At 67.2% G+C, this 25,709-nt stretch carries 26 protein-coding genes; 12 read left to right on the top strand and 14 right to left on the bottom strand.

The window, feature by feature from the left end; translation table 11 throughout:
* Positions 1-15 precede the first annotated feature (15 nt).
* Positions 16-966 (top strand): methyltransferase domain-containing protein, encoded by a 951-nt coding sequence (locus KB221_06035; protein ID WIY70579.1) that lies wholly within the window; start codon positions 16-18, stop codon positions 964-966.
* A gap of 22 nt (positions 967-988) precedes the next feature.
* Here the strand turns inward: KB221_06035 and KB221_06030 are convergent, their stop codons facing one another.
* Both KB221_06030 and KB221_06025 read right to left on the bottom strand, forming a co-directional pair.
* Positions 989-1,525 (bottom strand): hypothetical protein, encoded by a 537-nt coding sequence (locus KB221_06030; GenBank protein ID WIY70578.1) that lies wholly within the window; start codon positions 1,523-1,525, stop codon positions 989-991.
* Between the two features lie 143 nt (positions 1,526-1,668).
* On the bottom strand, positions 1,669-4,656 hold the full coding sequence (locus tag KB221_06025) for a TonB-dependent receptor (GenBank protein WIY70577.1): 2,988 nt from the start codon (positions 4,654-4,656) through the stop codon (positions 1,669-1,671).
* A gap of 291 nt (positions 4,657-4,947) precedes the next feature.
* Here KB221_06025 and KB221_06020 point away from each other — a divergent pair, with 291 nt between their 5' ends.
* Together KB221_06020 and KB221_06015 are read left to right on the top strand one after the other, a co-directional pair.
* Positions 4,948-5,463, top strand: coding sequence for a cell division protein FtsQ/DivIB (locus tag KB221_06020; protein ID WIY70576.1), 516 nt, complete (start codon positions 4,948-4,950; stop codon positions 5,461-5,463).
* A gap of 2 nt (positions 5,464-5,465) precedes the next feature.
* Complete coding sequence (locus tag KB221_06015) at positions 5,466-5,864, top strand: TIGR01244 family sulfur transferase (GenBank protein WIY70575.1); 399 nt, start codon at positions 5,466-5,468, stop codon at positions 5,862-5,864.
* Positions 5,865-5,868: 4 nt separating this feature from the next.
* On the opposite strand, the gene KB221_06010 is transcribed toward KB221_06015, so the two are convergent.
* Positions 5,869-6,015 carry a hypothetical protein gene (locus KB221_06010; protein WIY70574.1) on the bottom strand — a complete coding sequence of 49 codons (147 nt, stop codon included), beginning with the start codon at positions 6,013-6,015 and terminating at the stop codon, positions 5,869-5,871.
* 57 nt (positions 6,016-6,072) lie between these two features.
* On the opposite strand from KB221_06010, the gene KB221_06005 reads away from it, so the two are divergent.
* Positions 6,073-6,975 (top strand): MBL fold metallo-hydrolase, encoded by a 903-nt coding sequence (locus KB221_06005; GenBank protein WIY70573.1) that lies wholly within the window; start codon positions 6,073-6,075, stop codon positions 6,973-6,975.
* A gap of 2 nt (positions 6,976-6,977) precedes the next feature.
* Here KB221_06005 and KB221_06000 read toward each other — a convergent pair whose 3' ends face one another.
* A complete protein-coding gene (locus KB221_06000; GenBank protein ID WIY70572.1) occupies positions 6,978-7,667 on the bottom strand; it encodes a DUF1499 domain-containing protein in 690 nt (229 codons plus the stop codon).
* A gap of 4 nt (positions 7,668-7,671) precedes the next feature.
* Positions 7,672-9,306, bottom strand: coding sequence for a long-chain-fatty-acid--CoA ligase (locus tag KB221_05995; GenBank protein ID WIY70571.1), 1,635 nt, complete (start codon positions 9,304-9,306; stop codon positions 7,672-7,674).
* Between the two features lie 144 nt (positions 9,307-9,450).
* On the opposite strand from KB221_05995, the gene udk reads away from it, so the two are divergent.
* Both udk and KB221_05985 read left to right on the top strand, forming a co-directional pair.
* Positions 9,451-10,098: a uridine kinase gene (gene udk / locus KB221_05990; protein WIY70570.1), complete on the top strand. Its 648-nt coding sequence runs from the start codon at positions 9,451-9,453 to the stop codon at positions 10,096-10,098.
* 67 nt (positions 10,099-10,165) lie between these two features.
* Positions 10,166-10,804, top strand: a complete 639-nt coding sequence (locus KB221_05985; protein WIY70569.1) for a TetR/AcrR family transcriptional regulator — start codon at positions 10,166-10,168, stop codon at positions 10,802-10,804.
* A gap of 18 nt (positions 10,805-10,822) precedes the next feature.
* Here the strand turns inward: KB221_05985 and pdxH are convergent, their stop codons facing one another.
* Entirely contained in the window at positions 10,823-11,497 is a 675-nt protein-coding gene (gene pdxH / locus KB221_05980; GenBank protein WIY70568.1) for a pyridoxamine 5'-phosphate oxidase, read from the bottom strand.
* A gap of 87 nt (positions 11,498-11,584) precedes the next feature.
* Here pdxH and KB221_05975 point away from each other — a divergent pair, with 87 nt between their 5' ends.
* The 3 genes from KB221_05975 to KB221_05965 all read left to right on the top strand — a co-directional run bounded on the left by KB221_05975 (position 11,585) and on the right by KB221_05965 (position 14,177).
* A complete protein-coding gene (locus KB221_05975; GenBank protein ID WIY70567.1) occupies positions 11,585-12,310 on the top strand; it encodes a DnaJ C-terminal domain-containing protein in 726 nt (241 codons plus the stop codon).
* Positions 12,311-12,318: 8 nt separating this feature from the next.
* Positions 12,319-13,404, top strand: coding sequence for a chorismate synthase (aroC, locus tag KB221_05970; protein ID WIY70566.1), 1,086 nt, complete (start codon positions 12,319-12,321; stop codon positions 13,402-13,404).
* Positions 13,405-13,481: 77 nt separating this feature from the next.
* A complete protein-coding gene (locus KB221_05965; protein WIY70565.1) occupies positions 13,482-14,177 on the top strand; it encodes a pirin family protein in 696 nt (231 codons plus the stop codon).
* Between the two features lie 6 nt (positions 14,178-14,183).
* On the opposite strand, the gene KB221_05960 is transcribed toward KB221_05965, so the two are convergent.
* The 3 genes from KB221_05960 to clpX all read right to left on the bottom strand — a co-directional run bounded on the left by KB221_05960 (position 14,184) and on the right by clpX (position 19,048).
* Positions 14,184-14,774, bottom strand: a complete 591-nt coding sequence (locus tag KB221_05960) for an isoprenylcysteine carboxylmethyltransferase family protein (protein WIY70564.1) — start codon at positions 14,772-14,774, stop codon at positions 14,184-14,186.
* A 227-nt stretch (positions 14,775-15,001) separates the two neighbouring features.
* On the bottom strand, positions 15,002-17,398 hold the full coding sequence (gene lon / locus KB221_05955; protein WIY70563.1) for an endopeptidase La: 2,397 nt from the start codon (positions 17,396-17,398) through the stop codon (positions 15,002-15,004).
* Between the two features lie 375 nt (positions 17,399-17,773).
* On the bottom strand, positions 17,774-19,048 hold the full coding sequence (gene clpX / locus KB221_05950) for an ATP-dependent Clp protease ATP-binding subunit ClpX (protein ID WIY70562.1): 1,275 nt from the start codon (positions 19,046-19,048) through the stop codon (positions 17,774-17,776).
* Positions 19,049-19,237: 189 nt separating this feature from the next.
* Here clpX and KB221_05945 point away from each other — a divergent pair, with 189 nt between their 5' ends.
* The gene (locus KB221_05945) at positions 19,238-19,879 is read left to right on the top strand and encodes an HAD-IB family hydrolase (protein ID WIY70561.1); all 642 of its coding nucleotides are present in this window, start codon (positions 19,238-19,240) and stop codon (positions 19,877-19,879) included.
* Between the two features lie 9 nt (positions 19,880-19,888).
* Here the strand turns inward: KB221_05945 and KB221_05940 are convergent, their stop codons facing one another.
* The 5 genes from KB221_05940 to tig all read right to left on the bottom strand — a co-directional run bounded on the left by KB221_05940 (position 19,889) and on the right by tig (position 24,514).
* On the bottom strand, positions 19,889-20,206 hold the full coding sequence (locus KB221_05940; GenBank protein ID WIY70560.1) for a hypothetical protein: 318 nt from the start codon (positions 20,204-20,206) through the stop codon (positions 19,889-19,891).
* A 73-nt stretch (positions 20,207-20,279) separates the two neighbouring features.
* A complete protein-coding gene (locus KB221_05935) occupies positions 20,280-20,921 on the bottom strand; it encodes an ATP-dependent Clp protease proteolytic subunit (protein ID WIY70559.1) in 642 nt (213 codons plus the stop codon).
* Between the two features lie 114 nt (positions 20,922-21,035).
* Positions 21,036-21,959, bottom strand: coding sequence for a hypothetical protein (locus tag KB221_05930; GenBank protein ID WIY70558.1), 924 nt, complete (start codon positions 21,957-21,959; stop codon positions 21,036-21,038).
* Positions 21,960-22,055: 96 nt separating this feature from the next.
* Positions 22,056-23,030 carry a hypothetical protein gene (locus KB221_05925; protein WIY70557.1) on the bottom strand — a complete coding sequence of 325 codons (975 nt, stop codon included), beginning with the start codon at positions 23,028-23,030 and terminating at the stop codon, positions 22,056-22,058.
* Positions 23,031-23,170: 140 nt separating this feature from the next.
* Positions 23,171-24,514, bottom strand: coding sequence for a trigger factor (tig, locus tag KB221_05920; GenBank protein ID WIY70556.1), 1,344 nt, complete (start codon positions 24,512-24,514; stop codon positions 23,171-23,173).
* A 206-nt stretch (positions 24,515-24,720) separates the two neighbouring features.
* On the opposite strand from tig, the gene KB221_05915 reads away from it, so the two are divergent.
* Positions 24,721-25,422, top strand: a complete 702-nt coding sequence (locus KB221_05915) for an MBL fold metallo-hydrolase (GenBank protein WIY70555.1) — start codon at positions 24,721-24,723, stop codon at positions 25,420-25,422.
* A gap of 73 nt (positions 25,423-25,495) precedes the next feature.
* The gene (locus tag KB221_05910; protein ID WIY70554.1) at positions 25,496-25,657 is read left to right on the top strand and encodes a hypothetical protein; all 162 of its coding nucleotides are present in this window, start codon (positions 25,496-25,498) and stop codon (positions 25,655-25,657) included.
* The last annotated feature ends 52 nt before the right edge of the window (positions 25,658-25,709 follow it).

The following is a 25,709-nucleotide window of genomic DNA, read 5'->3' as shown; positions in this document are numbered from 1 at the left end:
CTGACTGGAGCCGGCATGAGCCCTTCGCCTTCAGAGAAGCGGCGCGGCTGGCACTGGAGCGACTATTGGCGAAGCGGTCGCACCGACGTCATGACGGTGCAGACGGCGACCGGACCGGTCGCCTTTGACACCGAGCCGGTCTGGGAGAACTGGTTCCAGTCCTTCGATACCGGCGCGCATCTGCTGGATCTGGCCACCGGAAACGGTCAGGTCGCTGGCTATGCGAGCGTCGCTGCCGCAGCACGTGGAAAGACATTCGCGATCACGGGCGTCGACTATGCCGATGTCGACGCCGCCCGGACGCGCCTGCCCGCCGACTGCCGGATGCTGGGTGGCGTGGCGCTGGAGGCGCTGCCTTTCCCGGCGGCGTCCTTCGACGGGGCCATGTCACAGTTCGGGATCGAATATGCGGACACCCGGTCCGCGCTGCAGGAACTGGGACGGGTGCTGAAACCGGGCGGACGGGCGTTGATGCTGATCCACCATTCCGACAGCGTCATCACCCGGCAGACGGTGGAGCAGATCGCGGCCTATGACGCGGTGCTGGGCAAGTCCGGCGCAATCCGCCACGCCCGCCGCGCCTTCACCGCCCACCTCAAGGGCTTGCCTGCCACTGCAGCGGAAGAGGCCCTGCGGAGCGCGGTGCAGCAGGCTGTCGGCCGGCTCGGGGCGACGGCGGCGTTCGAACCGGTGCGCTATTTTGTGAGCTATCTCGATGACCTGGCGCGGGGCGTCGCCTCATGGGAGCCGGAAAGCGCCCTCGCCCGGCTGGACGTCTTCGAAACCGGCAATTCGGCCTGGCGACACCGTCAGCAAAGTCAGACCCTCGCCGCGCTGGACCGTCCGGGTCGGGACCTCTTCCTCCTGCGGGCGGAACGGGCCGGCCTGGTTCTCACCGAAAGCGACGAAATGGCCGACGCCGGCGGTCAGTTGATCAGCTGGCGATTGGCGTTCCGGAAGGCATAGACCGGCCCGCCGTGGGGCCGTGCTATTCCAGCCCGACGTCCGCGGGTGTCGCCGGCGGGGTCGTGATGTTGTTGCGCAGCCGGCGGGCGGCGTGCTCGCAGCGGCCCGGCAGACCGAAGAACAGACCGAAGGCCTGGCTGCGCACGGCTTCGTCCTGACCCACCAGCGGCGTCCATTTGGCGGAGGCCTCGGCGGCGGCGGCGGCGGCGGCGGCGCGGCTGGCGGCGGTCTGGCGCGGCCCGGCCGCGTCCAGCGCTGCGCGGAAGTCAGCGGCCTCCAGCTTGCCCAGCCGGATGATGTCGAGGTCCAGTTCGTCGCCATTGGTCAGGGTTTCGCCGAGGGCCACATGGCCGTTCACCAGCGCTTCGCACCAGGCGACGAGGGGGTAGTCGGCTTCCGGCGCACCGCGCGGCATCGGGTTGGCATAGGCCACGGCTTCACGAAAGCGTTCGGTTTCAACGGCTTCGTCACGAGGTGCCGTCGAGATGACGCCCGCGTCCTGGGCCGGAGGCGGCGTCTGGGTGGCGATGACGAGGGCGGACACGAGGCTGAGCAGCATAAAGACATCCGGGGTCGTGGGACGGGAAGGTCAGACCGCAACGCTTGAACAGGGCAGATGGTTTTTCTGCGGCAGGCGTTCCGGCAACAAAAAGGGCGGCGGACCCGAAGATCCGCCGCCCCAGATGTTCTTGATATCAGGCCTTAGAAGTTGGCGGTGACACCGAAGAAGAAGTAACGGCCCAGCGCATCATACAGCTGCGGGTAGGTGTTACCGTTGCCGGTCGTACCAACGCTGTAGGACAGTTGCGGGTCGTTATCGAACACGTTGTTGACGCCGGCACGAACGGTGACGGTGTCCGTGATGCCCCAGGTCGCCGCGAGGTCGAAGTAGTTCTCGGCGTCGAAGTAGCGATCCAGACGGGTGCCGCCGTTGTTCAGCGTACCGGTCGTGCCGTTCAGCACGGCGAGTTCAACCTCGCCGTAGTGACGCCACGTGCCCGAAACGTCCACGCCCCACGGGGTGAGCCAGGTGGCGCGGGCGCGCGAGCGCCATTCCGGGTTCGGAACGCCGCACTGGTTGGCGTAGAAGCCGGTGCAGTCATAGACCGAGGCGGGACCGCCCAGGCCGGTGTCGGTGACCAGCTCGCTCAGGTAGGTGCCGACGAACGACAGCTGCATCGAGCCCATGTTCGACATGCCAACGTCTTCGAAGTCGAAGGCGTAGTTGGAGTTCACGTCGATACCCGAGGTCTGCAGACCACCGATGTTGTTGTTCAGGTCTTCAACGAAGCCCGAACCGACCCACAGTTGGCCGCCGGCGTTACGGTTGATGCGGCCGCAGGCGGCAGCATCGGCCTGCGCGTAGCAGAGGTCGAAGGTGTTCAGCGAACCGACCGTCGAGATCAGGCCGTCGACCTGGATGTCGAAGTAGTCGACCGAGATGTTGAAGCCCGGGACGAAGGAAGGCGTCCAGACCACACCGTAGGTGTAGGTGTCGGCTTCTTCGGGGTTCAGGTTCGGGTTACCGCCGCCCAGGAAGTTGTACTGGCCAGCCGGGCTGTTCAGAGCGCCGCTGTCCGACTGGGCCAGGGTGACCTGGTGTCCGCCGGAGCCGATGCACGCCGCCGGAACGCTGTTGTTCAGCACGCCGTCGTCGTTCAGGTCGTCGCAGGGATCGTTGTCAGCGTCGAACAGGTTGAAGCCCTGCGCGGCGAAGAGTTCGATCACGTTCGGGGCGCGAACCGCGCGCGAGTAGCTGGCGCGGAAGCGGATGTCCTCGATCGGGGCGTAGTCAGCGCCGACCTTGTAGGTGTCGGTGCCGATGTTCTCGTACTCCGAACGACGGTAGGCGGCGTCGATCGAGGCCGAGTAGGCCCAGGGTTGATCGTCGGCGAGCGGGATCTGGATTTCACCGAAGACTTCGGCGACGTCCGCATCACCCGTGATGCCGATCGTGGGTCCGCCCTGGCCGGCGCCGTCGCCGGTCTGGAAGGCGGCATCGGTTTCGGAGGACAGGGCGTCGCGGCGGTACTCGGCGCCGAACGCGACCTGGACGGTGCGCGACGAGGTCGGCATCGACCAGCCCGTGTCACCCGTGATGGCGGCGGTCACGACCTGCTGGGTCGTTTCACCGGTCTGGATCAGCGGGATCTGCAGGTAGTCCAGCGCCGCCTGGGTGACGGTGTTGGTGCCGAAGATGTCGTAGGGCACGCAGGTCGGATCGGTGCCGTTGACAACCGAACGGCAGGTCGGCGTGCCGCCGACGCTGACGACGTCGAGGGCGCGGGTCAGGCGGGTGACCGAGAAGTCGTTCTGGTAGGTACGCGCCAGACGAACCCGCGAGAACTGGGCCGCGATGTCGTAGTTCCAGCCGGCCGTGATCTCACCACGCACACCGGCGACGCCGCGGTACGAGGTGTAGTTCAGGTCGTCACGACGGCCGCCGCCTTCAACGTTGCGACGGGCGACATACATCGGCACGCGGTTGCCGGCGAGGATGTCGGCAGGCGTACAGTTGATGGCCGTGCGCTGCTGGGCCGACAGGAGCGGGCTGTCGCAGTTGATGTCGCCGACGCTGAAGAAGCTGCCCGACGGAGCGATCTGCGCGACCGACGAATAGTCGGAGAACATCAGCTGGCCGAAGACTTCGGCCTTGTCGTTGAGCTCGTAGCGACCGAAGGCGCCCAGGGTGTAACGCTCATCCGGGCGCTGATAGTAGTTCAGCGGGCCGAAGTTATAGGCGTTCACGTTGCCGTTGTACGGCACGAAGGTGCGGCCGGCGCCCACGGTGTAGGCGAAGGTCGAGAAGTCCGTGAACTGGCCGGGGAACGAGGTGCCCGAACCGCCGCAGGAATAGGTGCTCGGACCCGAGCCGGCGTTCGGCGCGCCGATCGAGCAGCCCGAATAGTCGCGGTCGGCCTGGAGGATCGGGTTGTTGTTGCGGTAGCCGGCGTAGGCCATCACGTTGCCGCGGCCGTCCGGCGAGGAAACGCCGAGGGTCACGTTCAGCGAGCGGCTCTCACCGTCGGAGACGTTGTCGTCCGGCAGTTGGAACTGCGCAGCGTTGGTCAGGGCGCGACGGGCGATTTCAGCCCGCACGTTGCCGACGCCGTCATAGTCGTTGTTGTGCTGATAGAAGCCGTACTGGGCGTCGATCTGCAGGCCTTCGAAGTCCTTCTTCATGATGAAGTTGACGACGCCGGCGACAGCATCCGAGCCGTAAACGGCGGAGGCGCCGCCGGTCAGGACTTCAACGCGCTCAACGAGTTGTTCCGGGATCTGGTTCAGGTCGGCGGCGTCGTCGTTCGGCGAGCCGTAACCCATGCGGCGACCGTCGATCAGCACCAGGGTGCGCGACGAGCCGAGGTTGCGCAGCGAAACCGTGGCCGTGCCCGAAGCGCCGTTCGAGACGGTCGAGTTCTGGGCGGCGAAGGCTTGCGGCAGTTGCGAGATCAGGTCTTCGACCCGGGTCACACCCGCGACGTCGATGTCCTCGCCAGTGACCTGGGTCACCGGGCTGGTGGTGACGAGGTTGGCTTGCGGGATGCGCGAGCCGGTGACGATGACATCGTCAAGGTCCTGCGACGCATCAGCGTCCTGGGCCATGGCGGGCATGGCGAAGGCGAGAGCGGCGAATCCGCCGATCATCGTCGTCGTCAGCAGCCGATTGCGGATTTTCTGGGTTCTCAAAGGTCGTCTCCTGATGTTCGGCAGCATCCGTAAAACCGGGCTCCCGAGGCCTTAGAATGGAATATTCCCTTCCCCCGCGGACGGAATCCGACCGCAGTTGAGCAAGGGTATGCCCTCCGCCCGCTCAACGACCAGCCAAATTACACCGCTGTAACTATGTCGAAGCGTAACTGTCGTATTTAGGCCACGATGCGGACACACCCGCGGTTGCAGGCCCGGGAGGTTGACCCTGCGGTCGTCTTGTCCGACTGAAGGAGCCTGCCTGAAGCAGGTTTTATCGAGGTTGAACCGATGTCTTTGATTTCCGGCCTTGCAGCGCTGGCGGCGGCTTCGACCCTCTCGACCCAGGCGGTGCCGCCCCAGGACCGGCCCGAGACGCTTGAGCGGCTGATGGCCTGCCGTGGCATCGCGGACAACACGGCCCGGCTGGCCTGTTTCGACACGGCGGCGGGGGCGCTGGACACCGCCCAGCGTCAGGGCGACCTCGTGGTGATCGACCGCGCCGGAGTCGCCGAAACGCGCCGTCAGCTGTTCGGCTTCGAAATGCCGTCCCTGCCCCGACTGTTCGGCCCGGAGGGCGCGGTCGAGATCGAATCTATCGAGTCCACGCTGCAGAGCGCCTCGCTGGTCGGCGAAGGCCGATGGGTCTTCCGGCTGGCGGACGGCAGCGTGTGGCGTCAGATCGATTCCGAGCGTGTCCGCTTCCAGAACCGCCCCGGACAGACCGTCCGGGTGCGCAAAGCGTCGCTGGGCAGCTTCCTGCTGACCGTGGACGACAGCCGGGCCGTCCGGGTGCGGAGGCAGTAGCGATGACGCTCCGCCCCCTCTCGCCGACGGTTTCGGTCTCCGCCCAGCTGTCCCCGGACGACATGCCCGCGCTCGCGGCGTCCGGATTCGGCCGGGTCATCAGCAACCGGCCGGATGGCGAGGAGCCCGGCCAGCCCTCCGCCTCGGAGATGGAGGCCGCCGCGCGTGACGCCGGTCTGGCCTTTGTCTGGATCCCGGTGTCCGGTCTGCCGGGGGCGGATCAGGTCACGGCGGTCGCGGCTACGCTGGCCGACGGCGTTCCGACGGCCATGTTCTGCCGCTCCGGCATGCGCTCGACCGCAGCCTGGGCCATGGCGCAACGGCGGGAGGGCGTGGATGCGGACGTCCTGCGCGAGATTGCCGCGTCCGCGGGCTACGATCTCGGCCGGGTCCCGCTGTAAGGGCCTAGCGCAGGATGGCCACGCGGGTGGCGTAGGGCGCCGGCTCCGGCGTGCAGGACGCCAGGACGAGTTGCATCGCCATGAGACACATAAGGGCCAGGGCAATGGGCTGGAGCCGATTTGAGACAGCCAAGGCGATGGAAACGGCCACTTCAGGGACTCCGCGGAAGATTACCGGGGTCCTGAGGCAAGGGGCGGGCCGCGCCGGATGATCCCTTTCGTATCAATGTCGCCGTTCGAATACGGGCGTGCCGACCAGGTCTCGCCGCTGATCCGGCGCGTGGTCGCCGACAATCCGGGGCCGTTCACCTACACGGGGACCGGGACCTATATCGTCGGCCGTGACGCCCCGGGCGCAGGCGTGGCGGTGATCGACCCCGGCCCGCTGGACGACGCCCATCTGTCGGCCCTGCTGGCGGCCGTCGAGGGCCAGCGGGTCAGCCACGTGCTGGTGACCCACACCCACCGCGACCACGCCCCCCTCGCCCACCCGTTCGCCCGGGCCGTGGGGGCACCGGTCCTGGCCGCGGCCCCGCCGGCGCGCACCATCCACGCCTCCGCGTCGCTGGACGAGGATGACGACGATACCTTCGCGCCGGACATCGTCCTGAAGGGCGGCGAGCGGCTGGAGGGCGACGGCTGGACCCTTGAGGCCCTCGCCACGCCCGGCCACGCGTCCAATCACATGGCCTTTGTCCTTCCGGACGAGAACGCGCTGTTCAGCGGGGACCACATCATGGGGTGGTCGACGACCATCGTGGCACCGCCGGACGGCGACATGGCCGCCTATATGGCCAGCCTCGAGACCGTGATCGCGCGTGGCTTCTCGACGATCTGGCCGACCCACGGCGCGCCCATTACAGAGCCGGGGCCGTTCCTGGCGGCCTATCGGGCGCACCGGCTGGGCCGCGAGGCGCAGGTGCTGGAGCGACTGGCGGCGGGCGACCGGCGGATCGCCGACATGGTCCCGAGTCTCTACGCCGCCGTGGATTCGCGGCTCTGGCCGGCGGCCAGCCTCTCGGTCTGGGCCCATCTGATCGCGCTGGAGCGGGCGGGACGGGTGCGGGCCGCGCCCGAGCCGGCAATCGATGCGGACTGGACGCTGATCTAGCCTCAGCCGGCGGCGCGCAGGGTCTCACTGATGGCGGTGGCCAGACGGCAGGCCTCGCCGCCGTGAGGCCGGTGGTCGCGGGCGGCGACGCGAATGTCCGTGCGGCCGGGGCGAATGCGGATGACGGCGTCATGGTCGACGCCGAACCAGAAGCCTTCCTGGCTGCCGTCCGCCCGCGCCACGCCCGCGCCCCTCAGGGTGAAGCCGGCCTGTTCGAGCGCATAGATGGCGGCGGTCGGCGCGATCTGGCGCATGACCGGCAGGGCACCAGGGCAGGCATCCGCGCCCACGGCGGGACCGGGTCCCTGCCCGCTCCGCTCCGCGCCGAGGTCGCCGAAGCCCGGCACCTCGACCAGGTCGGTGCTGACGTTTTCCACCGGACCGGCCGAAAGCCGGGCCTTTTGCCAGATGAAACCGCCGAGGGTCACGCCGGCGACGAGGACGGCGGCAATGGCCATGACGCCGAGTTTGCGGAAGCTGGCGAAGGCGAGAACCAGGGCACCGAGCGCCGCCGCCGCGCCGACGAAGGCGAGGCCCCAGCCGACCTGCAGGGTCAGCACGTCATAGCCGACCTCGACCGGCCAGGCACCCACGCGGGTCCCCAGGGCCGCGATCACAATCAGGGCCGGCGCCGCGGCCGCGAGCAGGGCCAGCGCCTGGACGCGCCCGGCACCGGGCGTGCGGCGCGCCATCGGATCAGCCCCCCGCCGTCGGCAGACGATAGTCCTTGAGCCGTTCGCGCAGCAGCTTCTTGTCGATCTTGCCCGTGGCTCCGAGGGGGATGTCGTCCACGAAGACGACGTCGTCCGGCATCCACCATTTGGCGATCTTGCCCTGCAGGAAGTCGAGGTGCTCCTGCTTGTTCTGCACCTGATCGGGCTTCAGCTTGACGATCAGCACCGGGCGCTCGTCCCATTTCGGATGGGCCGCGCCGATGACGGCGGCCAGTTCGACGTTCGGATGGCCGACCGCGATGTTCTCGATCTCGATGGAGCTGATCCACTCACCGCCTGACTTGATCACGTCCTTGGCGCGGTCGGTGATCTGCATGAAGCCCTGCTCGTCGATGGTCGAGACATCGCCCGTGTCGAAGAAGCCCTCATGGTCGAGGATGTCACCGCCCTCGCCCTTGAAATAGGCACCCGAGATGGTCGGGCCCTTGATCATGAGGCGACCGTAGGTGTGCCCGTCATGGGGCATCTCCTGACCGGCATAGTTCTTGAGCTTGAGTTCGACGCCCAACGGCGGCGTGCCCTGTTTGACGCGCCACTTCATCTGCTCGTCGTACGGAAGGGCGGCGAGTTCAGGCGTCATGGTCGAGAGGGTGCCGATGGGCGAGGTCTCGGTCATGCCCCAGCCCTGCAGCACCTCGATGTTGAACTCGTCATGGAAGGCACGGATCAGGCTCTCGGGCACTGCCGAGCCGCCGATCAGGACCTTCTTGACCGTCGGGATCTTCAGATTGTTCTCGCGCAGGTGGGCCAGCAGGCCCTGCCAGACGGTCGGCACGGCGGCCGAGAAGGTGACGCCCTCCCGCTCGATCAGCTCATAGATGGCCTCACCGTCCATGCGCGCGCCCGGCATGACCAGCTTGGCACCCGAGGCGGGGCCGGCGAAGGCGATGCCCCAGGCGTTGGCGTGGAACATCGGGACCACCGGCAGGATCACCTCGCTCGGCGATGGCCCGAGCACCGTGGCCTGCATCCCCAGCAGCGTGTGGATGAAGTTCGAACGGTGGGAATACAGCACGCCCTTCGGATTGCCGGTCGTGCCCGAGGTGTAGCAGAGGCCGCAGGCCGTCTGCTCGTCGAACCCGCCCCAGGCCACGTCCTCCGACGCCGAACCCAGCAGGGCCTCATAGCATTCGGCGCCCGGCAGTTTGGTCGCCGGCATGGTCAGTTCGTCGGTCAGGACGACGACCCGCTGCACGCACGGGCAGTGCGGCAGCACCGCCTCCAGCAAGGGGATGAAGGTCATATCGACGAAGATGATCCGGTCTTCGGCGTGGTTGATGATGTAGATCAGCTGTTCCGGGAACAGCCGCGGGTTCAGGGTGTGGCAGACGGCACCCATGCCCATGATGCCGTACCAGACCTCCATATGGCGGCTGGTGTTCCAGGCGAGGGTGGCGATCCGGTCGCCGACCTTGATGTCCCAGTCCTTGAGAACGCTTGTGACCCGTTTGGCCCGCGCGTGGATCTCGGCATAGGTCGTGCGCACGATCGGTCCCTCGACCGAACGGGTCACCACCTCGCGATGGCCATGCCAATTCTTCGAGTGGTCCAGGATCTTGTCGACCGTCAGCGGCCAGTCCTGCATCAATCCGAGCATCACGATCCCTCAAGCCTGCACCTGCTTTTCGAGGCGCTTGGGAAACACGCTATCGGCGTGATCGGTGATAAGCAACGTGACGTGAGGTCACCCTGCCGTTAGACGGGCCTTGCCAAACCCTGTCTCCGGTCCTGGAAGCGGTTCATGCCCATCCTCATCGCCATCACCGGTGGCTCCGGCTCCGGCAAGAGCACGCTCGCCGAGGCCCTGGTTTCTGCCCTGCCCGAAGGCGCGGCGGTGCTGCTGCGCGAGGATGCCTATTATCGCGACGCGGCGAGCCTGCCCGACTTCGATCCCGCGACCTTTGATTTCGACGACGTGGCGGCGCGGGACCACGAACTGATGGTCCGCGACCTGTCCGAGCTTAAGGCGGGACGGGACATCGAGGCCCCCCTCTATTCCTTCATCCACCACGGGCGGGAGCCGGGCGGAGAGCCGGTGCGGGCCGCCGAGGTGGTCATCGTCGAGGGCACCCATGTGCTTTGCACGCCCGACCTGACCGCCCTGTTCGACATTCGGGTGTTCGTCGACACACCGGCGGATATCCGGTTCATCCGCCGCCTGCTCCGCGACCAGACCGAGCGGGGCCGGACGGCGGATTCGGTGATCGCCCAGTATCTGGCCACCGTCCGGCCGGGGCATGAACGGCTGACCGAGCCCTCACGGCTGAACGCCGACTTCATCGTGGCCGACGCCACCGCCGCCGTGCGTCTCGAGGATCCCCAGGCCGTGGTGCGGCTGGCGGCCCCGGTGCTTGCGCACCCCTTGCTGGTACCCATTTTGGGGGAATAGGCGAGAACAGCGTTCTTCTGGCCTTGACCGCCCGCGGTCTCACACGTCACCCTGCCACATTCAGCGAGTGACGAATTACATGCACGGCCCCGGCGTCGGCTCTCACGCCACCCTCGATCCCAAGCGACAGGCGATCCTCCGTTACGCCCGCAAGGCCTTCGTCAGCGACGGCTATGCGGCGACGAAGATCGAGCCGATCGCCCGGGAGGCGGGCGTTTCGACGGCGACCCTCTATGCGCTGTTCGAGGGCAAGGCCCAGCTGTTCACTTCCGTGATCGACGACGCCGCCCAGGATTTCGCGCGGCAGATGGCCGGCGTCGTATCCCTGGATGGTGACGCCCGCCAGCAGCTGATCAGCTTCGCGGATGCCTATGCCGCCTTCATGAGCGACCCCTTCGTCCGGGCCGTCTTCCGTCTCGTGATGGCGGAAAGACCGCGTTTCCAGGCGGTGGCGCAGCGGTTCTTCGAACACGGCCAACTGGCCTTCGGGGCCACCCTCATCAGCATCCTGAAAGTCCAGAGCGCGGCCGGCACCCTCAAGCCCATCGACCGGCCCTCCCGCGCGGCGGGTCACCTGATGGGGATGATCGAGCACCCGGTCTTCTTCGTGCCGCTGGTCACCGGCGACGAGATCGCGGTCCGGCGCACCAATGCCGAGATTGTCGAGGACGCGGTGGATACCTTCCTGGCCCGCTACGGGGCCTGAGAGGTCGAGCCTGAACGTTCAGGGCCAGAGACGGGTCCGGGTCCAGTCCGCGCCTGTGCGGTCAAACCTCAGCCGGTCGTGCAGGCGGAACGGGCGGTCCCGCCAGAACTCGATGCTGTCCGGGACGACCCGCCAGCCGGTCCAGCGCTCGGGCCGGGGCACATCGGCACCCTCGAAGCGGGCGGTCTCACGGACAACGGCGGCTTCCAGCGCCGCGCGGCTGTCCAGCGGCCGGGACTGGTCCGAGGCCCAGGCCCCGATGCGGCTCTCGCGGGCGCGGCTGGCGAAATAGGCGTCGGCCTCCGCCGGCGTGACCGGCTCCACGGCACCGCGCACCCGCACCTGACGCCGCAGGGACTTCCAGTGGAACAGCAGGGCCGCGCGGGGATGGGCGGCCAGGTTCAGCCCCTTGGCGCTCTCGCGGTTGGAATAGAAGGTGAAGCCGTGTGCATCGACGTCCTTGAGCAGCACCATCCGGCTGTCCGGCGCGCCGGCGGCGTCCACGGTCGACAGCGCCATGGCATTGGCGTCGTTCGGCTCGGTGCCCTTGGCGTCGCCCAGCCAGTCGACGAACAGGCCGAACGGCTCGATGCGATCGAAGATGGTCTCGTCGCCATTGGCGGCCAGGGCGGCGGCATAGTCCGCCGCATATTCTTCGCGGGTCGGGCTCGGGGGGATCACGGGTGCGGTCATGAACGGCAGATAGACCTTCATGGCCCCGCTGGGGAGAGGCTTCACGGTTAACCGGGCCTTGACCATGTGCAGGGCCTTAGTGCGCCGATGCGCGCCCGATCGCTCCCTGAAGTCGCCTCGACCCGTGAGGCCTACGCCCTGCTCGGCCTCACCGGCCCTGTGGACGGCGCGGCCCTGACCGCCGCCTTCCGCATCGCCATCAAGGCGGCGCGGCCAGAAGCCGCAGGCGGCAGCGACGCAAGGTTCCGCAAGACGATCGCGGCCTGGCGGCTGGTCCAGCACCAGACCGCGCCGCTGGCGCTTGAGGCGCCGAGGGTGCGCCCGGCGACCCCGCCGGTGGTGGCGATCGGCCCGCTCGAAGCGCTGAACGGCGGCCTCGCCGAGGTGCGGATGGGCGCGCGCCTGCTGCGGATCCGGGTGCCCGCGGGCCTGCGCACCGCCGAACATCTGCGGCTCCGGGCGGCGGGCGAGGACGGAAGCGACCTTTATCTGCCGGTTCTGGTGCGCGGCGCGAACGGGCTCAGCGCTGTCGGCGACGACCTCTACATGACCCGTTCGGTGTCGCATCGGGTGCTGGCCGACGGCGGGCGGCTGGAGATCGAGACCCATGCCGGGCCGCGCTCGGCCTGGCTGGTCGCCGGGCATCAGCCGCTGCGCCTCCGGCTCAAGGGGCTCGGCCTGCCCGCGCGCGGTTCGCGCCCGCAGGGTCATCTGTTCGTGACGCTGGAGCCGTCCGAAGAAGCGCCTTCGCCGGCGGAGGACCTGCTGATCCGCTTCACACGCGTCTGGACGCCGGACCGGCTGGCGGCTTAGGTCGTCCGATGTCCCACAACAGCTTCGGCCATCTGTTCCGCGTGACGACCTGGGGCGAGAGCCACGGGCCGGCGATCGGCTGCGTCGTAGACGGCTGCCCGCCGCTGATCCCCCTGACGGAGGCCGACCTGCAGCCCTGGCTGGACCGGCGCAAGCCCGGCGGCAGCCGCTTCGTCACCCAGCGGCAGGAGAGCGACACGGCGCGCATCCTGTCCGGCGTGTTCGACGACGGGAACGGCCCGGTCACCACCGGCGCGCCCATCGCCATCCAGATCGAGAATGAGGACGCCCGGTCGAAGGACTATGGCGAGATCGCCCGCGCCTTCCGGCCCGGCCATGCGGACTACACCTACCAGGCCAAATACGGCGTCCGCGACCACCGCGGCGGCGGCCGGTCCTCGGCGCGCGAGACCGCGATGCGGGTCGCGGCGGGGGCGGTGGCGCGCAAGGTGCTCGGCGAGGCGGTCCGCATCCGCGCCGGGGTGATCCAGCTCGGACCGCACCGGATAAGGCCAGAGGCGGTGGATTTCGACGCGGTCTACGACAACGCCCTGTTCGCGGCCTCGGCGACGGTCGTCCCGGCTTGGGAGTCTTACCTCGACGGCGTGCGCAAGGCCGGCTCGTCGATCGGGGCGGTGGTGGCGCTGGAGGTGACGGGCCTGCCCGCCGGCTGGGGCGCGCCGCTCTATGGCAAGCTGGACGCCGAATTGGCGGCGGCGATGATGTCGATCAATGCGGTCAAGGGCATCGAGATGGGCGCGGGCTTCGGCTCGGCCGAACTGACCGGCGAGGAGAACGCCGACGCCATGCGGCTGGGCGAGGACGGGCGGCCGGTCTTCCTGTCAAACCATGCGGGTGGCGTTCTGGGTGGCATTTCGACGGGCCAGCCGCTGACGGCACGGGTCGCGTTCAAGCCAACCTCCTCCATCCTGACGCCGGGCCAGACCATCACCCGCGACGGGACCGAGACCGAGGTGCGCACCAAGGGACGACACGACCCCTGCGTGGCCCTGCGCGGCGTGCCGGTGGTCGAGGCCATGGCGGCCTGTGTGCTGGCGGATGCGATGCTGAGGCACAGGGCGCAGGTCGGATAGCCTCTTTCGCCACCGACACTGTTGCCTATATAGACGCCAGCGAGGTTCATAACCCTCGGAGTCCCGGGAGCATCCCCATGATCGACGTTCGACCCTTCAACACCCTCGGCGGCGCCAACCACGGCTGGCTGAACGCCAGACACCATTTCTCATTCGCCAACTATTATGACCCCGCCCGCATGAGCTGGGGCCGGCTGCGCGTCTGGAATGACGATGAGATCGCGGCGAAGTCGGGCTTTCCGCCCCACCCCCACGCCGACATGGAGATCATCACCTATGTCCGCACCGGGGCCATCACCCATGAGGATTCCATGGGCAACAAGGGCCGCACCGGGGCCGGCGACGTGCAGGTGATGAGCGCCGGCACGGGCGTACGTCACTCGGAGTTCAATCTCGAGAACGAGATGACCACCCTGTTCCAGATCTGGATCGAGGCCGACAAACGCGGCGCGACGCCCAGCTGGGGCGCGAAGGAGTTTCCGAAGAGCGACCGGACCGGCAAATTCTCGGTCCTGGCCTCGGGCGATCCGACCGACGAGGCCCTGACCATCAATGCCGACGCCCGTGTGCTGGGCGCGACGCTGAAGGCCGGCGAGAGCCTGACCTACAGCCTGGCCGAGGGCCGCCGCGCCTATCTGGTGCCGGCGGTCGGGACGGTCACAGTCAATGGCGTTGCGCTGAACGCCCGCGACGGCGCGGCGATCAAGGACGAGGCGGAGATCACGATCACGGCGAAGGACGACGCCGAACTGGTGATGGTCGACAGCCTCTGACCGCTATCAGGGCAGACTGAACAGGACACGGACCCAGCCCACGGCCTGGGCGTGCTCCAGCGCCTCGAAGATCGGGATGGCCAGGAAGAAGGCCAGGCCATCCCGCAGCGTCGTCAGGAAGAAGACCGGCCGTACCTCGATGGTGTCGGTGTCTCTCCATTTCGAGAACCGGGGCCAGAACCGGGGGGTACGCGCGCAATAGGCCCGGTATTCATCGCCGAAGGTGGCGGTCAGCCAGACCTCCTCCTGCCGGACGGTGACGTAGAAGACCGCAAAGGCGATGACGACGAACAGCGCGGCGATGACGATGCTGCCGGTCTGGGCACCCATGCCGAAGGCGCCGATGAAGCTGAACAGATAGAGCGGATTGCGGCACAGCGAATACGGCCCGCCGGCCACGATCTCCGCCTTCTTCCGCCCGCCGATGTACAGCGAACACCAGGCGCGGCCGACCACGCAGATGACGATCATGGCCCTCCCGAGGACCTCGACGCCATCGTGCAGCCAGGGAACGGATGCGAAGGTGTTGGTGATCGCGGCGAGGGCACAGGCCGCCAGCAGCGCGAAGAGCAGCGCCGCCTTCCGGATCAGCTGCACGCGACGAAGGTGGTGTGGATCTGACAAGCGGACGCTTCCCCAAGTGGAGACGGAAGGAACGCCGGAAAAGCGCGGAACCCGCCATGGTCGCTGGAATCGCACGACCGTCAGATGGAGGGACGCCAAAGCTCGACCCAATGCAAGGCCGCGATGCGCCCCTGCCCTGCCGGCAAGCAAAACCCGCCCGGAGCGATCCGGGCGGGTTTCTTTCTGTCTGCTTCAGACCGTCAGTGCGTGGCGACGGCCGCGCCCGGGTCCTGGACCGGCTGGGCGGCCGGCAGCGGATCCGCGGCCTCGTCCCATTCGACCGGGGTGAGGCTGCCGGTCAGGGCCCATTTCAGGGCCTCGTCGGCGGTCTTGATCGGGATGATCTCCAGCGCGCCCTTCACATTGTCGGGCACGTCGGCGAGGTCCTTCTCGTTCTCCTCGGGGATCAGCACCGTCTTGATGCCCGAGCGGAGGGCCGCGAGCAGCTTCTCCTTCAGGCCGCCGATGGCGGTGACCCGGCCGCGCAGGGTGATCTCGCCGGTCATGGCGATGTCCTTGCGGATCGGAATGCCGGTCAGGACCGAGACCATGGCGACCGTCATGGCCACACCGGCCGAGGGACCGTCCTTGGGCGTGGCGCCGTCGGGCACGTGGACGTGGATGTCGGTCTTCTCGAACATCGGCGGCTTGACGCCGATGCTGAGCGAGCGGGCCCGGACATAGGAGGCGGCGGCGGAGATGGACTCCTTCATCACCTCCTTGAGGTTGCCGGTCACGGTCATGCGGCCGCGGCCCGGCATCTTGATCGCCTCGATGGTCAGGATCTCGCCGCCGAACTCGGTCCAGGCCAGACCGGTGACGATGCCGACCTGATCCTCCTCGTCGGTCTCGCCGTAGCGGTATTTCCGGACGCCCGCGTATTTGGCCAGCTTCTCGGCGTCGATGGTGATCGACAGCGACTTCTCGCGCGCCATTTCCCGTACCGCCTTGCGGGCCAGGCCGCCCAGGGCGCGTTCCAGCGAACGCACACCGGCTTCACGGGTGTAGTAGCGGATCAGGTCGCGGACCATCTCCTCCGGCACGACGAATTCCGCCGGCTTGAGGCCGTTTTCCTCCGTCACCTTCGGCAGGACGTGCCGCAGGGCGATCTGGACCTTCTCGTCCTCGGTGTAGCCGCTGACCCGGATGATCTCCATGCGGTCCAGCAGGGGCTGGGGCATGTTCAGCGTATTGGCCGTGGTCACGAACATGACGTTCGACAGGTCGTAGTCGACCTCCAGATAGTGGTCGCCGAAAGCGTTGTTCTGCGCCGGATCCAGCACCTCGAGCAGGGCCGAGGTTGGATCCCCGCGCCAGTCGGCACCCAGCTTGTCGATCTCGTCCAGGAGGATGAAGGCGTTGGTGGTCTTCACCTTCTTCATCGACTGGATGATCTTGCCCGGCATGGAGCCGATATAGGTCCGGCGGTGGCCGCGGATCTCGGCCTCATCGCGTACGCCGCCCAGCGACATGCGGATGTATTCCCGGCCCGTGGCCTTGGCGATCGACTTGGCCAGCGAGGTCTTGCCGACACCCGGAGGGCCGACGAGGCACAGGATCGGGCCCTTCAGCGTATTGGTGCGGGCCTGGACCGCCAGATATTCGATGATGCGTTCCTTGACCTTCTCGAGGCCGTAGTGGTCCTCCTCGAGGATGGCTTCGGCCTTGTTGAGGTCGATGGCCTTCGACTTGGCCTTGCCCCACGGGATCGACAGCAGCCAGTCGAGGTAGTTGCGCACCACCGTCGATTCCGCCGACATCGGGCTCATGTTGCGCAGCTTCTTGACCTCGGCCTCGGCCTTGGTCCGCGCTTCCCTGGACAGGCGCGTCTTACGGATGCGCTTCTCCAGCTCCATGATCTCGTCACGGCTGTCGTCGGTCTCGCCCAGCTCGCGCTGGATCGCCTTCATCTGCTCGTTCAGATAATATTCGCGCTGGGTCTTCTCCATCTGGCGCTTCACGCGCGAGCGGATCTTCTTCTCGACCTGCAGGACGGAGATCTCGCCCTCCATCAGGCCGTAGACCTTCTCCAGCCGTTCCGGGACGGCGATGGTCTCCAGCAGGCCCTGCTTGTCGCCGATCTTGACCGACAGATGGGCCGCCACGCTGTCGGCCAGCTTGGACGGGTCGGTGATCTGGGGGATGGAGCTGAGGGCCTCGGGCGGCACCTTCTTGTTCAGCTTCACATAGTTTTCGAACTGCTCGATCACGGCGCGCAGCAGGGCCTCCGACTGGGCGGGCTCGCCCGGTTCGTCCGCAATCTCGACGGCCTCGGCCTCGAAATATTCGGTGCGGTCGGTGAATTTCGTCAGGCGGGCCCGGCTCTTGCCCTCCACCAGCACCTTGACGGTGCCGTCGGGCAGTTTGAGCAGCTGAAGCACGGTGGCCAGGACGCCGATCGGATAGATGGCGTCAGCGGAGGGGTCGTCGTCGACGCTGTTCTTCTGGGTGGCCAGCAGGATCTGCTTTTCGCCCTTCATGATCTCGTCGAGCGCCTTGACCGACTTCTCGCGGCCCACGAACAGCGGGACGACCATGTGCGGAAAGACGACGATGTCTCTCAGCGGCAGCACGGGCAGGGTTTTGGTGTCAGTCATGATGCAACTCTCACGGGGTCCTCGTTGATCTCGGACCCGCCGCGGCGGCGTGCGGGGCGCCTCTGCCCCGCCGTTTCGACTCGGCCCGCCATTCAGCGGCCTTCGGATGAGTATGTGGTTTACGAACGGCGCGGTTCAAGCGTAACGGGCACCGAACCACTCCTTCCGTCCACAGGCGGCAAGGCTGCATGATCCGGGGCTGCCAGCCGGCCATGGCGCATGGATGTTGCGGGAATGCGGCCGAAGCGGTCGTCCTGTCGCTCCGGCGGCCTGTTGCCGTCGTGCATCATCTGTGTGCCGGCCGGTGTCCGGAGCGCAAGGAAAAGGGCGGGCCCGTCGCCGGACCCGCCCTTTCAGTATTCTGATCCCGGGGGATCAGGCCGCGCTGTCGGGCGCGGCCTTCTTGGATTTGGTCTCGGAGTAGATCAGCAGAGGCTGGGCCTTGCCCTCGATCACCTCGGCATTGACGACCACTTCCTCGACGCCTTCGAAGGTCGGCAGTTCGAACATCGTCTCCAGCAGAATGCCTTCGAGGATCGAACGCAGGCCGCGGGCACCGGTCTTGCGGGTGATGGCCTTCTTGGCGACCGCGGTCAGGGCGTCGTCGGTGAAGGTCAGATCGACATTCTCCATCTCGAACAGGCGCTTGTACTGCTTGACCAGGGCGTTCTTGGGCTCGGTCAGGATGGTGACCAGCGCCGGCTCGTCCAGGTCCTCCAGCGTCGCCAGAACCGGCAGACGGCCGATGAACTCGGGGATCAGGCCGAAGCGCATCAGATCGTCCGGCTCGACGCCCTTGAGGATGTCGCCCGTGCGGCGCTCGTCGACTTCCTTGACCTTGGCGCCGAAGCCGATCGAGGCCCCGTCACCGCGCGCCGTGATCACCTTCTCGAGGCCGGCGAAGGCACCGCCGACGATGAACAGGATGTTGGCAGTGTCGACCTGCAGGAACTCCTGCTGGGGATGTTTGCGGCCGCCCTGCGGGGGCACGGAGGCGACGGTGCCTTCCATGATCTTCAGCAGGGCCTGCTGCACGCCCTCGCCCGAGACGTCACGGGTGATCGACGGGTTGTCCGACTTGCGCGAAATCTTGTCGATCTCGTCGATGTAGACGATGCCGCGCTGGGCCCGCTCGACGTTGTAGTCCGAGGCCTGGAGCAGCTTCAGGATGATGTTCTCGACGTCTTCACCAACATAACCGGCTTCGGTCAGGGTCGTGGCGTCGGCCATGGTGAAGGGCACGTCGATGATGCGCGCCAGCGTCTGGGCCAGCAGCGTCTTGCCCGAGCCGGTCGGCCCGATCAGCATGATGTTGGACTTGGCCAGTTCGACGTCGTTATTCTTCGTCGCGTGGTTCAGGCGCTTGTAGTGGTTGTGGACCGCGACCGAGAGCACCTTCTTGGCGTGCGACTGGCCGATGACATAGTCGTCCAGGACCTCCCGGATCTCCTTCGGCGACGGCACGCCGTCCTTGGCCTTGGAGAACGAGATTTTGTGCTCTTCGCGGATGATATCCATGCAGAGCTCGACGCATTCATCGCAGATGAACACGGTCGGTCCGGCGATGAGCTTGCGCACCTCGTGCTGGCTCTTCCCGCAGAACGAGCAGTAGAGCGTGCTTTTGGCGTCGGTGCCGGCGGCTTTGGTCATCGAGTCTTCTCACTCCCGCGGTTCACCCCGATATGGGGCTAACGCGCATCCTTCGCGTTTGATTCCCGGACAATGGGCGCAAAGGTCTTCAAAAATTGACAATCACCCATACCGAGCCCCTCCACAACCCCGGCCAAGCGTGGCCGGAGTCCGAAGCGGACGGTCAAATGTCGAGGGAGATCGCGGCGAATGTCTGACATGGGAAGCCCTGCCCTGATTCACCAGCTGCCGCGCAAGGATCAGGCCATTGTGGCCTTTGATTTCGACGGCACGCTGACGGTTCGCGACAGTTTCACGCAGTTCCTGCGCTGGCGGGCGGGCGCGGACGGCTGGTTGGGCGGGCTGGCGCGGATGACGCCGGACCTGATCGGCTATGCCGGTCACCGCGACCGGGGCCGACTCAAGGCCGCCTCGGTGCGGGAGTTCCTCAAAGGCACGCCGCGCGCGCAGCTGGAAGCCGATGCGGAGGCCTTCGCCGGCCAGGTCTGGCCCGGATTCATCCGCTATGACGCCCTCGCCTGCTGGCAGGACTGGGGCCGGCGAGGCGCCTATCGCGTCATCGTGACCGCCAGCCCCGAGACCACCGTGGCCCCGTTCGCACGCAGGCTGGAGGCCGAGGCCCTGCTGGGCACGCAACTGGTCTTCGACGCTGACGACCGCGTCGCCGGCGCATTCGCGACCGCCAACTGCCGGGGTGAGGAAAAGGTGCGCCGGCTGCGGGAGGCCTTCGGCGCAGACATGAAGCTTGCTGCGGCCTATGGCGACACCACGGGCGACACCGAGATGCTTGCCATGGCGGACGAGGCCGGATTCCGGCGCTTCAAGGGCTGAGCCGGGCGGTCAGCGCCCGTCGGCGTCGACGTCGAAGACCATGGGCTTGCCGCGCGAGGTCGGGTTCCATCCGGCCTCGATCACCGCGGTGACGGCGTTGCGAATGTGGTCCGGGTTCACGAACTGCTTCTCCGTGTCCGGACGGCCGTTGGGGCGAAGGGGCGGCGGGAATTGCACAATGGCCTCCCGCTTGAAGTCGGCCAGCCGCAGCGTCACGGCGATCCCCTCCCACTTGCCGCCGCTCAGCGGCCGGGGCTGTCGCCGCAGCTCCCAATGGTAGATGTCGCCGTCGATCTCGACGGTCCCGGTGTTGTCGCGCGTCTGCATGGCGACCTGATAGCACAAAGAAAAAGGCGCGCCGTCTCCGACGCGCCTTTTCAGCATTGTTGTCCGTCGGGTGTCAGACGGTCTTCACACCGTCGCCCTCGGCCTGTTCGCGGCGGTCATAGACGTGGTCGACGACGCCCCAGGCCTTGGCTTCCTCGGCGCTCATGAAGTGGTCGCGGTCGAGCGTGCGTTCGACTTCCTCATAGGTCCGGCCGGTGTGGTGGACGTAGATCTCGTTGAGGCGGCGTTTGGTGTAGCGGATGTCGGCGGCGTGCAGTTCGATGTCCGAGGCCTGGCCGCGGAAGCCGCCCGAGGGCTGGTGCACCATGATGCGGGCGTTCGGCAGGGCCACGCGCTGGCCGGCGGCACCGGCGGCGAGGATCAGCGAACCGGCCGAGGCGGCCATGCCCATGCAGACGGTCGAAACCGGCGAGCGGATGTATTGCATGGTGTCGTAGATCGCGAGCGCCGAGGACACCTGTCCGCCGGGGCTGTTGATGTACATGCTGATTTCCTTCTTCGGGTTCTCCGATTCCAGGAACAGCAGCTGGGCGCAGATCAGCGAGGCCATACCGTCCTCGAAGGGCCCGGTCAGGAAGATGATCCGCTCACGCAGCAGGCGCGAGAAGATGTCGAAGGCGCGCTCGCCCCGGCTGGACTGCTCCACCACCATGGGAACGAGGTTCATGTTCATCAGTTCGATGGGATCGCGCATGTGGGCCTTCTCGGGATGCATTCGGGTGCGACTCACCGGTCGCTCGCCCTGTTGGACAGGATATCGCGTTGCCGAACCGTTGACGCAAGGCGCGAAGGCGTCACGAAAGACGGATCACTCCGCGTCCGCGGCACCCGCCTCGCGCCGGTCGCGGGCCACGGCCTCGGCCACGGCGCGGACCTGGCTGTTCCGGTTGATGCGCAGCTGATCATGCTCGTACAGGGCCGTCAGATAGGATCGGTCCCAGTCGGTCAGGCCCGCCGGAGCCGACGCCGGGTCGGCAAAGAGGTTCAGGATCGTCGGATAGGGAGCGGTGTCGGCCTCCGCATCGACCTGGGCCAGGGCCACAAGGGTCAGATAGTCGGCCAGCTGGACCAGACTGGCCCCGCCCAGACGGTCGACGTCCACGATGATGATGGAGCGCACCATGTCATCGCGGATCTGGGTGCGCAGACGTGAGGCGGCGAAGACGTAGATCCGCGGCGGCTGTTCGTCCCCCGGCAGGCGCACCGCGCGCTGGCCGGTCTCGGCGTCGATCGGCATGCTGATCTGCCACCAGCGTACCGGCTGATCTCCGGTCCGGAAGTTCCGGAACGCCCGCGTCCCCGCGTCCGTGCCGTTGTGACGCAGGTCGAAATTGCGCGGCCGGTCTTCAACGAGGGCCGAGGCGAGGCCGGCACCGTCGACGGCGGCGACGATCAGGACGTTCGGCCGGCACCCCGGCTCGCCCGCCTCGACCTCGAGCTCGCGGGCGACGTCGGAGATGCGATCCACGACATACCGGGCGACATCCATGCGGAGATTGACCGCGCCGACGCAGATCGGCCGGTTCCAGCGGGCCAGTCCGCGGTTGTTCGCCGGTTGCGAGACGTCGGTGACGAAGCTGCGGACCATGGCCTCAAGCTGGCGACCCTCGACGACGACATCCTCAAGCTGGGCGGAAGGCTGCGCCGGTGGCCGCCCGGCAGGTTCCTGGGCGGAGGCCGCGCCGGCGGCGAGGGCAAGGGTCACCGACAGAACGGCGGACAAGGACGACATGGCAAACCCTCTGGTATCAGGCCCACATCCTGACCGCGCCATACTGACGGGTCAATCCTGACCCACACCACCTGAACGCGATATTCGGCCGCAAATTCAGGGCTGTTCGAGGTCTTCCGGCTCGGCGGAACTGCCGCGGTAGGCACTGGCGATCGCGGCGGCGACGGCCTGGACCTGGACGCGCTGGTTGATGCGGTGGGTTTCCGAGTTCGGATCGTACAGGCCGTCCAGATAGGCCCGGTCCCAGCCGGTCAGGCCGGTCGGGGCCGTCGCGGGATCGCCGAACAGGTTGAGGATGGTGTCGAACTGACCCGTGTCCGCGTCAGGATCGACCTGGGCCATGGCCACCATGGCCACATAGTCCCCGAGCTGTTCGATGCTGGCGCCGTTGAGCTGGTCGACGTCGATGATGATGAAGACGCGCTTGAGGATGTCCTCGGTCTGGTCGTTGAGGCGGGACGGAATCTGGACCCGGGTCTGCGGCGCATATTGCTGGGCGGTGTCTTCCAGGGTTCCCGCGGCGCCGGAGCCCGAAATATAGCCGGGCATGCGCACCACCGGGTCGCCGGTCTCGCTGTCCACCGGCAGACTGACGTGCCACCAGCGGACGGGCCGCTCCTCGCTGACGAAATCGCGGAGCTCCGCGCTGCCGCGATCCATGCCCGCGCCTCCGACCCGGAACAGCCGCGGGCGCATCGCCACGAACTGTTCTGTGAAGCCCGGCCCGTCGCTGGTGGCGACAATCAGGACGCTGGGATGGCAGCCGGGTTCATGGGCGCGCAGGCCCAGGTCGCGGGCCACATCGGAAACCCGGTCGGCCAGGTACTGGGCGGCCTCCCGCTCCAGATTGACCACGCCGACGCACATGCCGTCCTTCCAGCGGGCCAGACCGCGGCGGCGGGCGGGCGCCGCGACCTGGTCGACATAGGCCTCGGTGGTGTCTTCCAGCCGCCGGGCATCAACCACCACGTCTTCAAGGCGGACAGGGTCTTGCGAGGCGGGAGCCGTCTGCGCGGCCGGCGCGGACTGGGGCGACACCAACAGGGCGGCGGTCAAGAGGGCGTACAACATGCGCGTGTCCCGGACTGACTGAACACGCAGCCTACCAGCGTTCCGGCCGGTCGGAAACCTGCACGCCGGAGGTCCCGGAAACGAAAGCCCCGCCGCGACAGGGTCGCGGCGGGGCGGGTTCGTCAGGTCGGACGTCGAACCTAGAGGTCGTCGTCTTCCTTGAGCAGCTCTTCCTTGGTGATCGGCGTGTCGGTCACCTTGGCGGTGTCGAAGATCAGGTCGCAGACCTTTTCCTCATAGATGGGGGCGCGCATCTGGGCGGCGGCGTTGGGGTTCTGGCGATAGAAGTCCAGCACCTGACGCTCCTGGCCCGGATAGTTGCGGGCCTCGTTCATGATGGCGTTGTTCAGCTCCTGGTCGGTGACCTGGACGTTGTGGGCGCGGCCGATCTCGGCGAGCACCAGACCCAGACGCACGCGGCGCTCGGCGATCTTGTGGTACTCGTCCTTGAGCTTCTTCTCGGACTTCTTGGCGTCCTCTTCCGGCAGGCGGCCGGCTTCCTTGTCGGCCTGGACCTGCTGCCAGATGCCGTCGAACTCGGCCTCGACCATCTTGGGCGGCAGCGGGAAGTCGTGGGCCTTGTCCAGGGCGTCCAGCAGGGCGCGCTTCAGCTTGAAGCGGGCGGCGCCCGTGTACTGCTGGTTCAGGTTGGTGCGCAGCAGCTCCTTCAGCTTGTCGAGCGACTCGATGCCGATGCGCTTGGCGAAGTCCTCGTCGACGACGGCAGGAGCCTCGGCCTTGATGGCCTTGACCTTGACGTCGAAGGTCACGGCCTTGCCGGCCAGATGCGCGGCCTGATAGTCGGCCGGGAAGGTCACGTTCAGGACGGTCTCGTCGCCGACCTTGGCGCCCTTGAGCTGCTCTTCGAAGCCCGGGATGAAGCGGTTGGAGCCGATCACCAGCTGGGTGTCCTCGGCGGCACCGCCCTCGAAGGGTTCGCCGTCGAGCTTGCCGAGGAAGTCGATGGTGACCTCGTCGCCTTCGGCGGCCTTCACGGTCTTGCCCTTCTTGTCCTCATAGGACTTGGCCTGACCGGCCAGCTCGGTGAGGGCCTCGTCCAGATCGGCATCCGACGCTTCGTAGGTCGGGCGTTCCAGCTTCAGCTTCTTGATGTCGGTCGGGGTGAAGTCGGGCATGACTTCCAGCGCCATTTCGTAGGCGAGGTCTTCCGTACCGGCGATGACCTTTTCCATGTCGGAGGTCAGCTTCATCTCGGCGGGCGCGGCCGGACGCACCTTGGCGTCGTCCAGGGCCTTCTGGCTCGAGGTGTTCAGCGCGTCATTGACGATTTCGCCCATCAGGTCGCGGCCGAAGGTCTTCTTGACGTGAGACATCGGGACCTTGCCGGGACGGAAGCCTTTCAGCTTCATCTGCGGCGCGACTTCCTTCAGCTTCGCGTCCAGCTTCTGGTTCAGCTCGGCGACGGGGATGGTCACCGCGATGACGCGGCTGAGACCTTCGTTGGACTTTTCGACAACTTGCATGGCCGGGATTCTGACGCTCTGGGGCGGCACCTTTTGGGCAGGCGCTGCGCTGTGTGGGTAAAACAAAAAGGGCCGCCCCAAATCCGTTTCCGGGGAGGCGGCACCTTTGAAGCCCGCCCTTATGTCTATGACCGTCCGAAAGGTCAACGTGAGACGCGGGGAACGGGACGGTTTCGGGAAGGACGCCGGCGCGCTATCCAGGCAGGATGAGTTCCTCCCCCTCCCCCCTCGGCGTCGCGGTCTTCCCCGTGACCCCCCTGCAGCAGAACTGCACCCTGGTCTGGTGCCGCAAGACGATGAAGGCCGCGATCATCGATCCGGGGGCCTCGGTGGACGGCCTGCTGGGGGCCGTGGCCAGGCAGGGGCTGACGCTCGACGCCATCTGGATCACCCACGGCCACCTCGATCACGCCGGCGGCGCGGCCGAGATGCAGGAGAAGACCGGGCTGGAGATCATCGGCCCGCATCCCGACGACCAGTTCTGGATCGACGGCATTCCAGCCCAGGGCCAGATGTACGGACTTCCGGAGGCGCGCAGCTTCACCCCGACGCGCTGGCTGGGCGACGGCGATGTCCTGACGCTGGGCGAAACCACCTGGGAGGTGTTCCACTGCCCCGGCCACACGCCGGGTCATGTGATCTTCTTCAACCGTGAGGCCCGCTTCGCCCAGGTCGGGGACGTGCTGTTCCAGGGATCGATCGGGCGGACCGACTTCCCGCGCAGTGACCACGCCAGCCTGCTGCACGCCATCACCACCAAGCTGTGGCCGCTGGGCGACGACGTCACCTTTGTGCCCGGCCACGGGCCGACCTCGACCTTCGGGGCCGAGCGGCGCAGCAATCCCTTTGTGTCGGACGCCGCCATGCGCGGCACGCCGATCGCCCGGCCGGCCTCCGGTCCGTCCTGAGACCCGATCACATCCAATCGTGATTGAACGGCGTCGGCCGCCGCCGCGTTCTCCTTCCCAGAAGGAGAACGCCATGACTTTCATCGAGCCCGACAGCCCCGGCGGCGAGCCGGAGATCATGCCGCCCGACACCCCCGGGCCGGATATCGACCCGTCCGACGTCCCCGAGGAAATGCCGCAACAGGACCCCGGCGGCGGCGGCCCCGGCGACGCCCGGCCCTACGGCGGCCAATGACCGTTGCTCGCCCAAACCCTGTGATTCGCTCGCAATTCCGTGACCGCAAATC

This window comes from Aquidulcibacter paucihalophilus (genome assembly GCA_030285985.1).
GTDB lineage: Bacteria > Pseudomonadota > Alphaproteobacteria > Caulobacterales > Caulobacteraceae > Brevundimonas.
This window is presented reverse-complemented; position numbering and strand designations above follow the sequence as displayed.

Excerpts from the sequence above, each read along its gene's own strand:
- KB221_06000 (WIY70572.1), bottom strand. The coding sequence starts at position 7,667 with ATGGCGCGCCGCACGCCCGGTGCCGGGCGCGTCCAGGCGCTGGCCCTG.
- lon (WIY70563.1), bottom strand. The coding sequence starts at position 17,398 with ATGACTGACACCAAAACCCTGCCCGTGCTGCCGCTGAGAGACATCGTC.
- pdxH (WIY70568.1), bottom strand. The coding sequence starts at position 11,497 with ATGACCGCACCCGTGATCCCCCCGAGCCCGACCCGCGAAGAATATGCG.
- KB221_05995 (WIY70571.1), bottom strand. The coding sequence starts at position 9,306 with ATGCTCGGATTGATGCAGGACTGGCCGCTGACGGTCGACAAGATCCTG.
- KB221_05935 (WIY70559.1), bottom strand. The coding sequence starts at position 20,921 with ATGCGCGATCCCATCGAACTGATGAACATGAACCTCGTTCCCATGGTG.
- KB221_05975 (WIY70567.1), top strand. The coding sequence starts at position 11,585 with ATGCGCGCCCGATCGCTCCCTGAAGTCGCCTCGACCCGTGAGGCCTAC.
- KB221_05915 (WIY70555.1), top strand. The coding sequence starts at position 24,721 with ATGAGTTCCTCCCCCTCCCCCCTCGGCGTCGCGGTCTTCCCCGTGACC.
- aroC (WIY70566.1), top strand. The coding sequence starts at position 12,319 with ATGTCCCACAACAGCTTCGGCCATCTGTTCCGCGTGACGACCTGGGGC.
- KB221_05945 (WIY70561.1), top strand. The coding sequence starts at position 19,238 with ATGTCTGACATGGGAAGCCCTGCCCTGATTCACCAGCTGCCGCGCAAG.
- udk (WIY70570.1), top strand. The coding sequence starts at position 9,451 with ATGCCCATCCTCATCGCCATCACCGGTGGCTCCGGCTCCGGCAAGAGC.
- KB221_06030 (WIY70578.1), bottom strand. The coding sequence starts at position 1,525 with ATGCTGCTCAGCCTCGTGTCCGCCCTCGTCATCGCCACCCAGACGCCG.
- clpX (WIY70562.1), bottom strand. The coding sequence starts at position 19,048 with ATGACCAAAGCCGCCGGCACCGACGCCAAAAGCACGCTCTACTGCTCG.
- KB221_06020 (WIY70576.1), top strand. The coding sequence starts at position 4,948 with ATGTCTTTGATTTCCGGCCTTGCAGCGCTGGCGGCGGCTTCGACCCTC.
- tig (WIY70556.1), bottom strand. The coding sequence starts at position 24,514 with ATGCAAGTTGTCGAAAAGTCCAACGAAGGTCTCAGCCGCGTCATCGCG.
- KB221_05925 (WIY70557.1), bottom strand. The coding sequence starts at position 23,030 with ATGTTGTACGCCCTCTTGACCGCCGCCCTGTTGGTGTCGCCCCAGTCC.
- KB221_05910 (WIY70554.1), top strand. The coding sequence starts at position 25,496 with ATGACTTTCATCGAGCCCGACAGCCCCGGCGGCGAGCCGGAGATCATG.
- KB221_05930 (WIY70558.1), bottom strand. The coding sequence starts at position 21,959 with ATGTCGTCCTTGTCCGCCGTTCTGTCGGTGACCCTTGCCCTCGCCGCC.
- KB221_06015 (WIY70575.1), top strand. The coding sequence starts at position 5,466 with ATGACGCTCCGCCCCCTCTCGCCGACGGTTTCGGTCTCCGCCCAGCTG.
- KB221_06005 (WIY70573.1), top strand. The coding sequence starts at position 6,073 with ATGATCCCTTTCGTATCAATGTCGCCGTTCGAATACGGGCGTGCCGAC.
- KB221_05965 (WIY70565.1), top strand. The coding sequence starts at position 13,482 with ATGATCGACGTTCGACCCTTCAACACCCTCGGCGGCGCCAACCACGGC.
- KB221_05940 (WIY70560.1), bottom strand. The coding sequence starts at position 20,206 with ATGCAGACGCGCGACAACACCGGGACCGTCGAGATCGACGGCGACATC.
- KB221_06035 (WIY70579.1), top strand. The coding sequence starts at position 16 with ATGAGCCCTTCGCCTTCAGAGAAGCGGCGCGGCTGGCACTGGAGCGAC.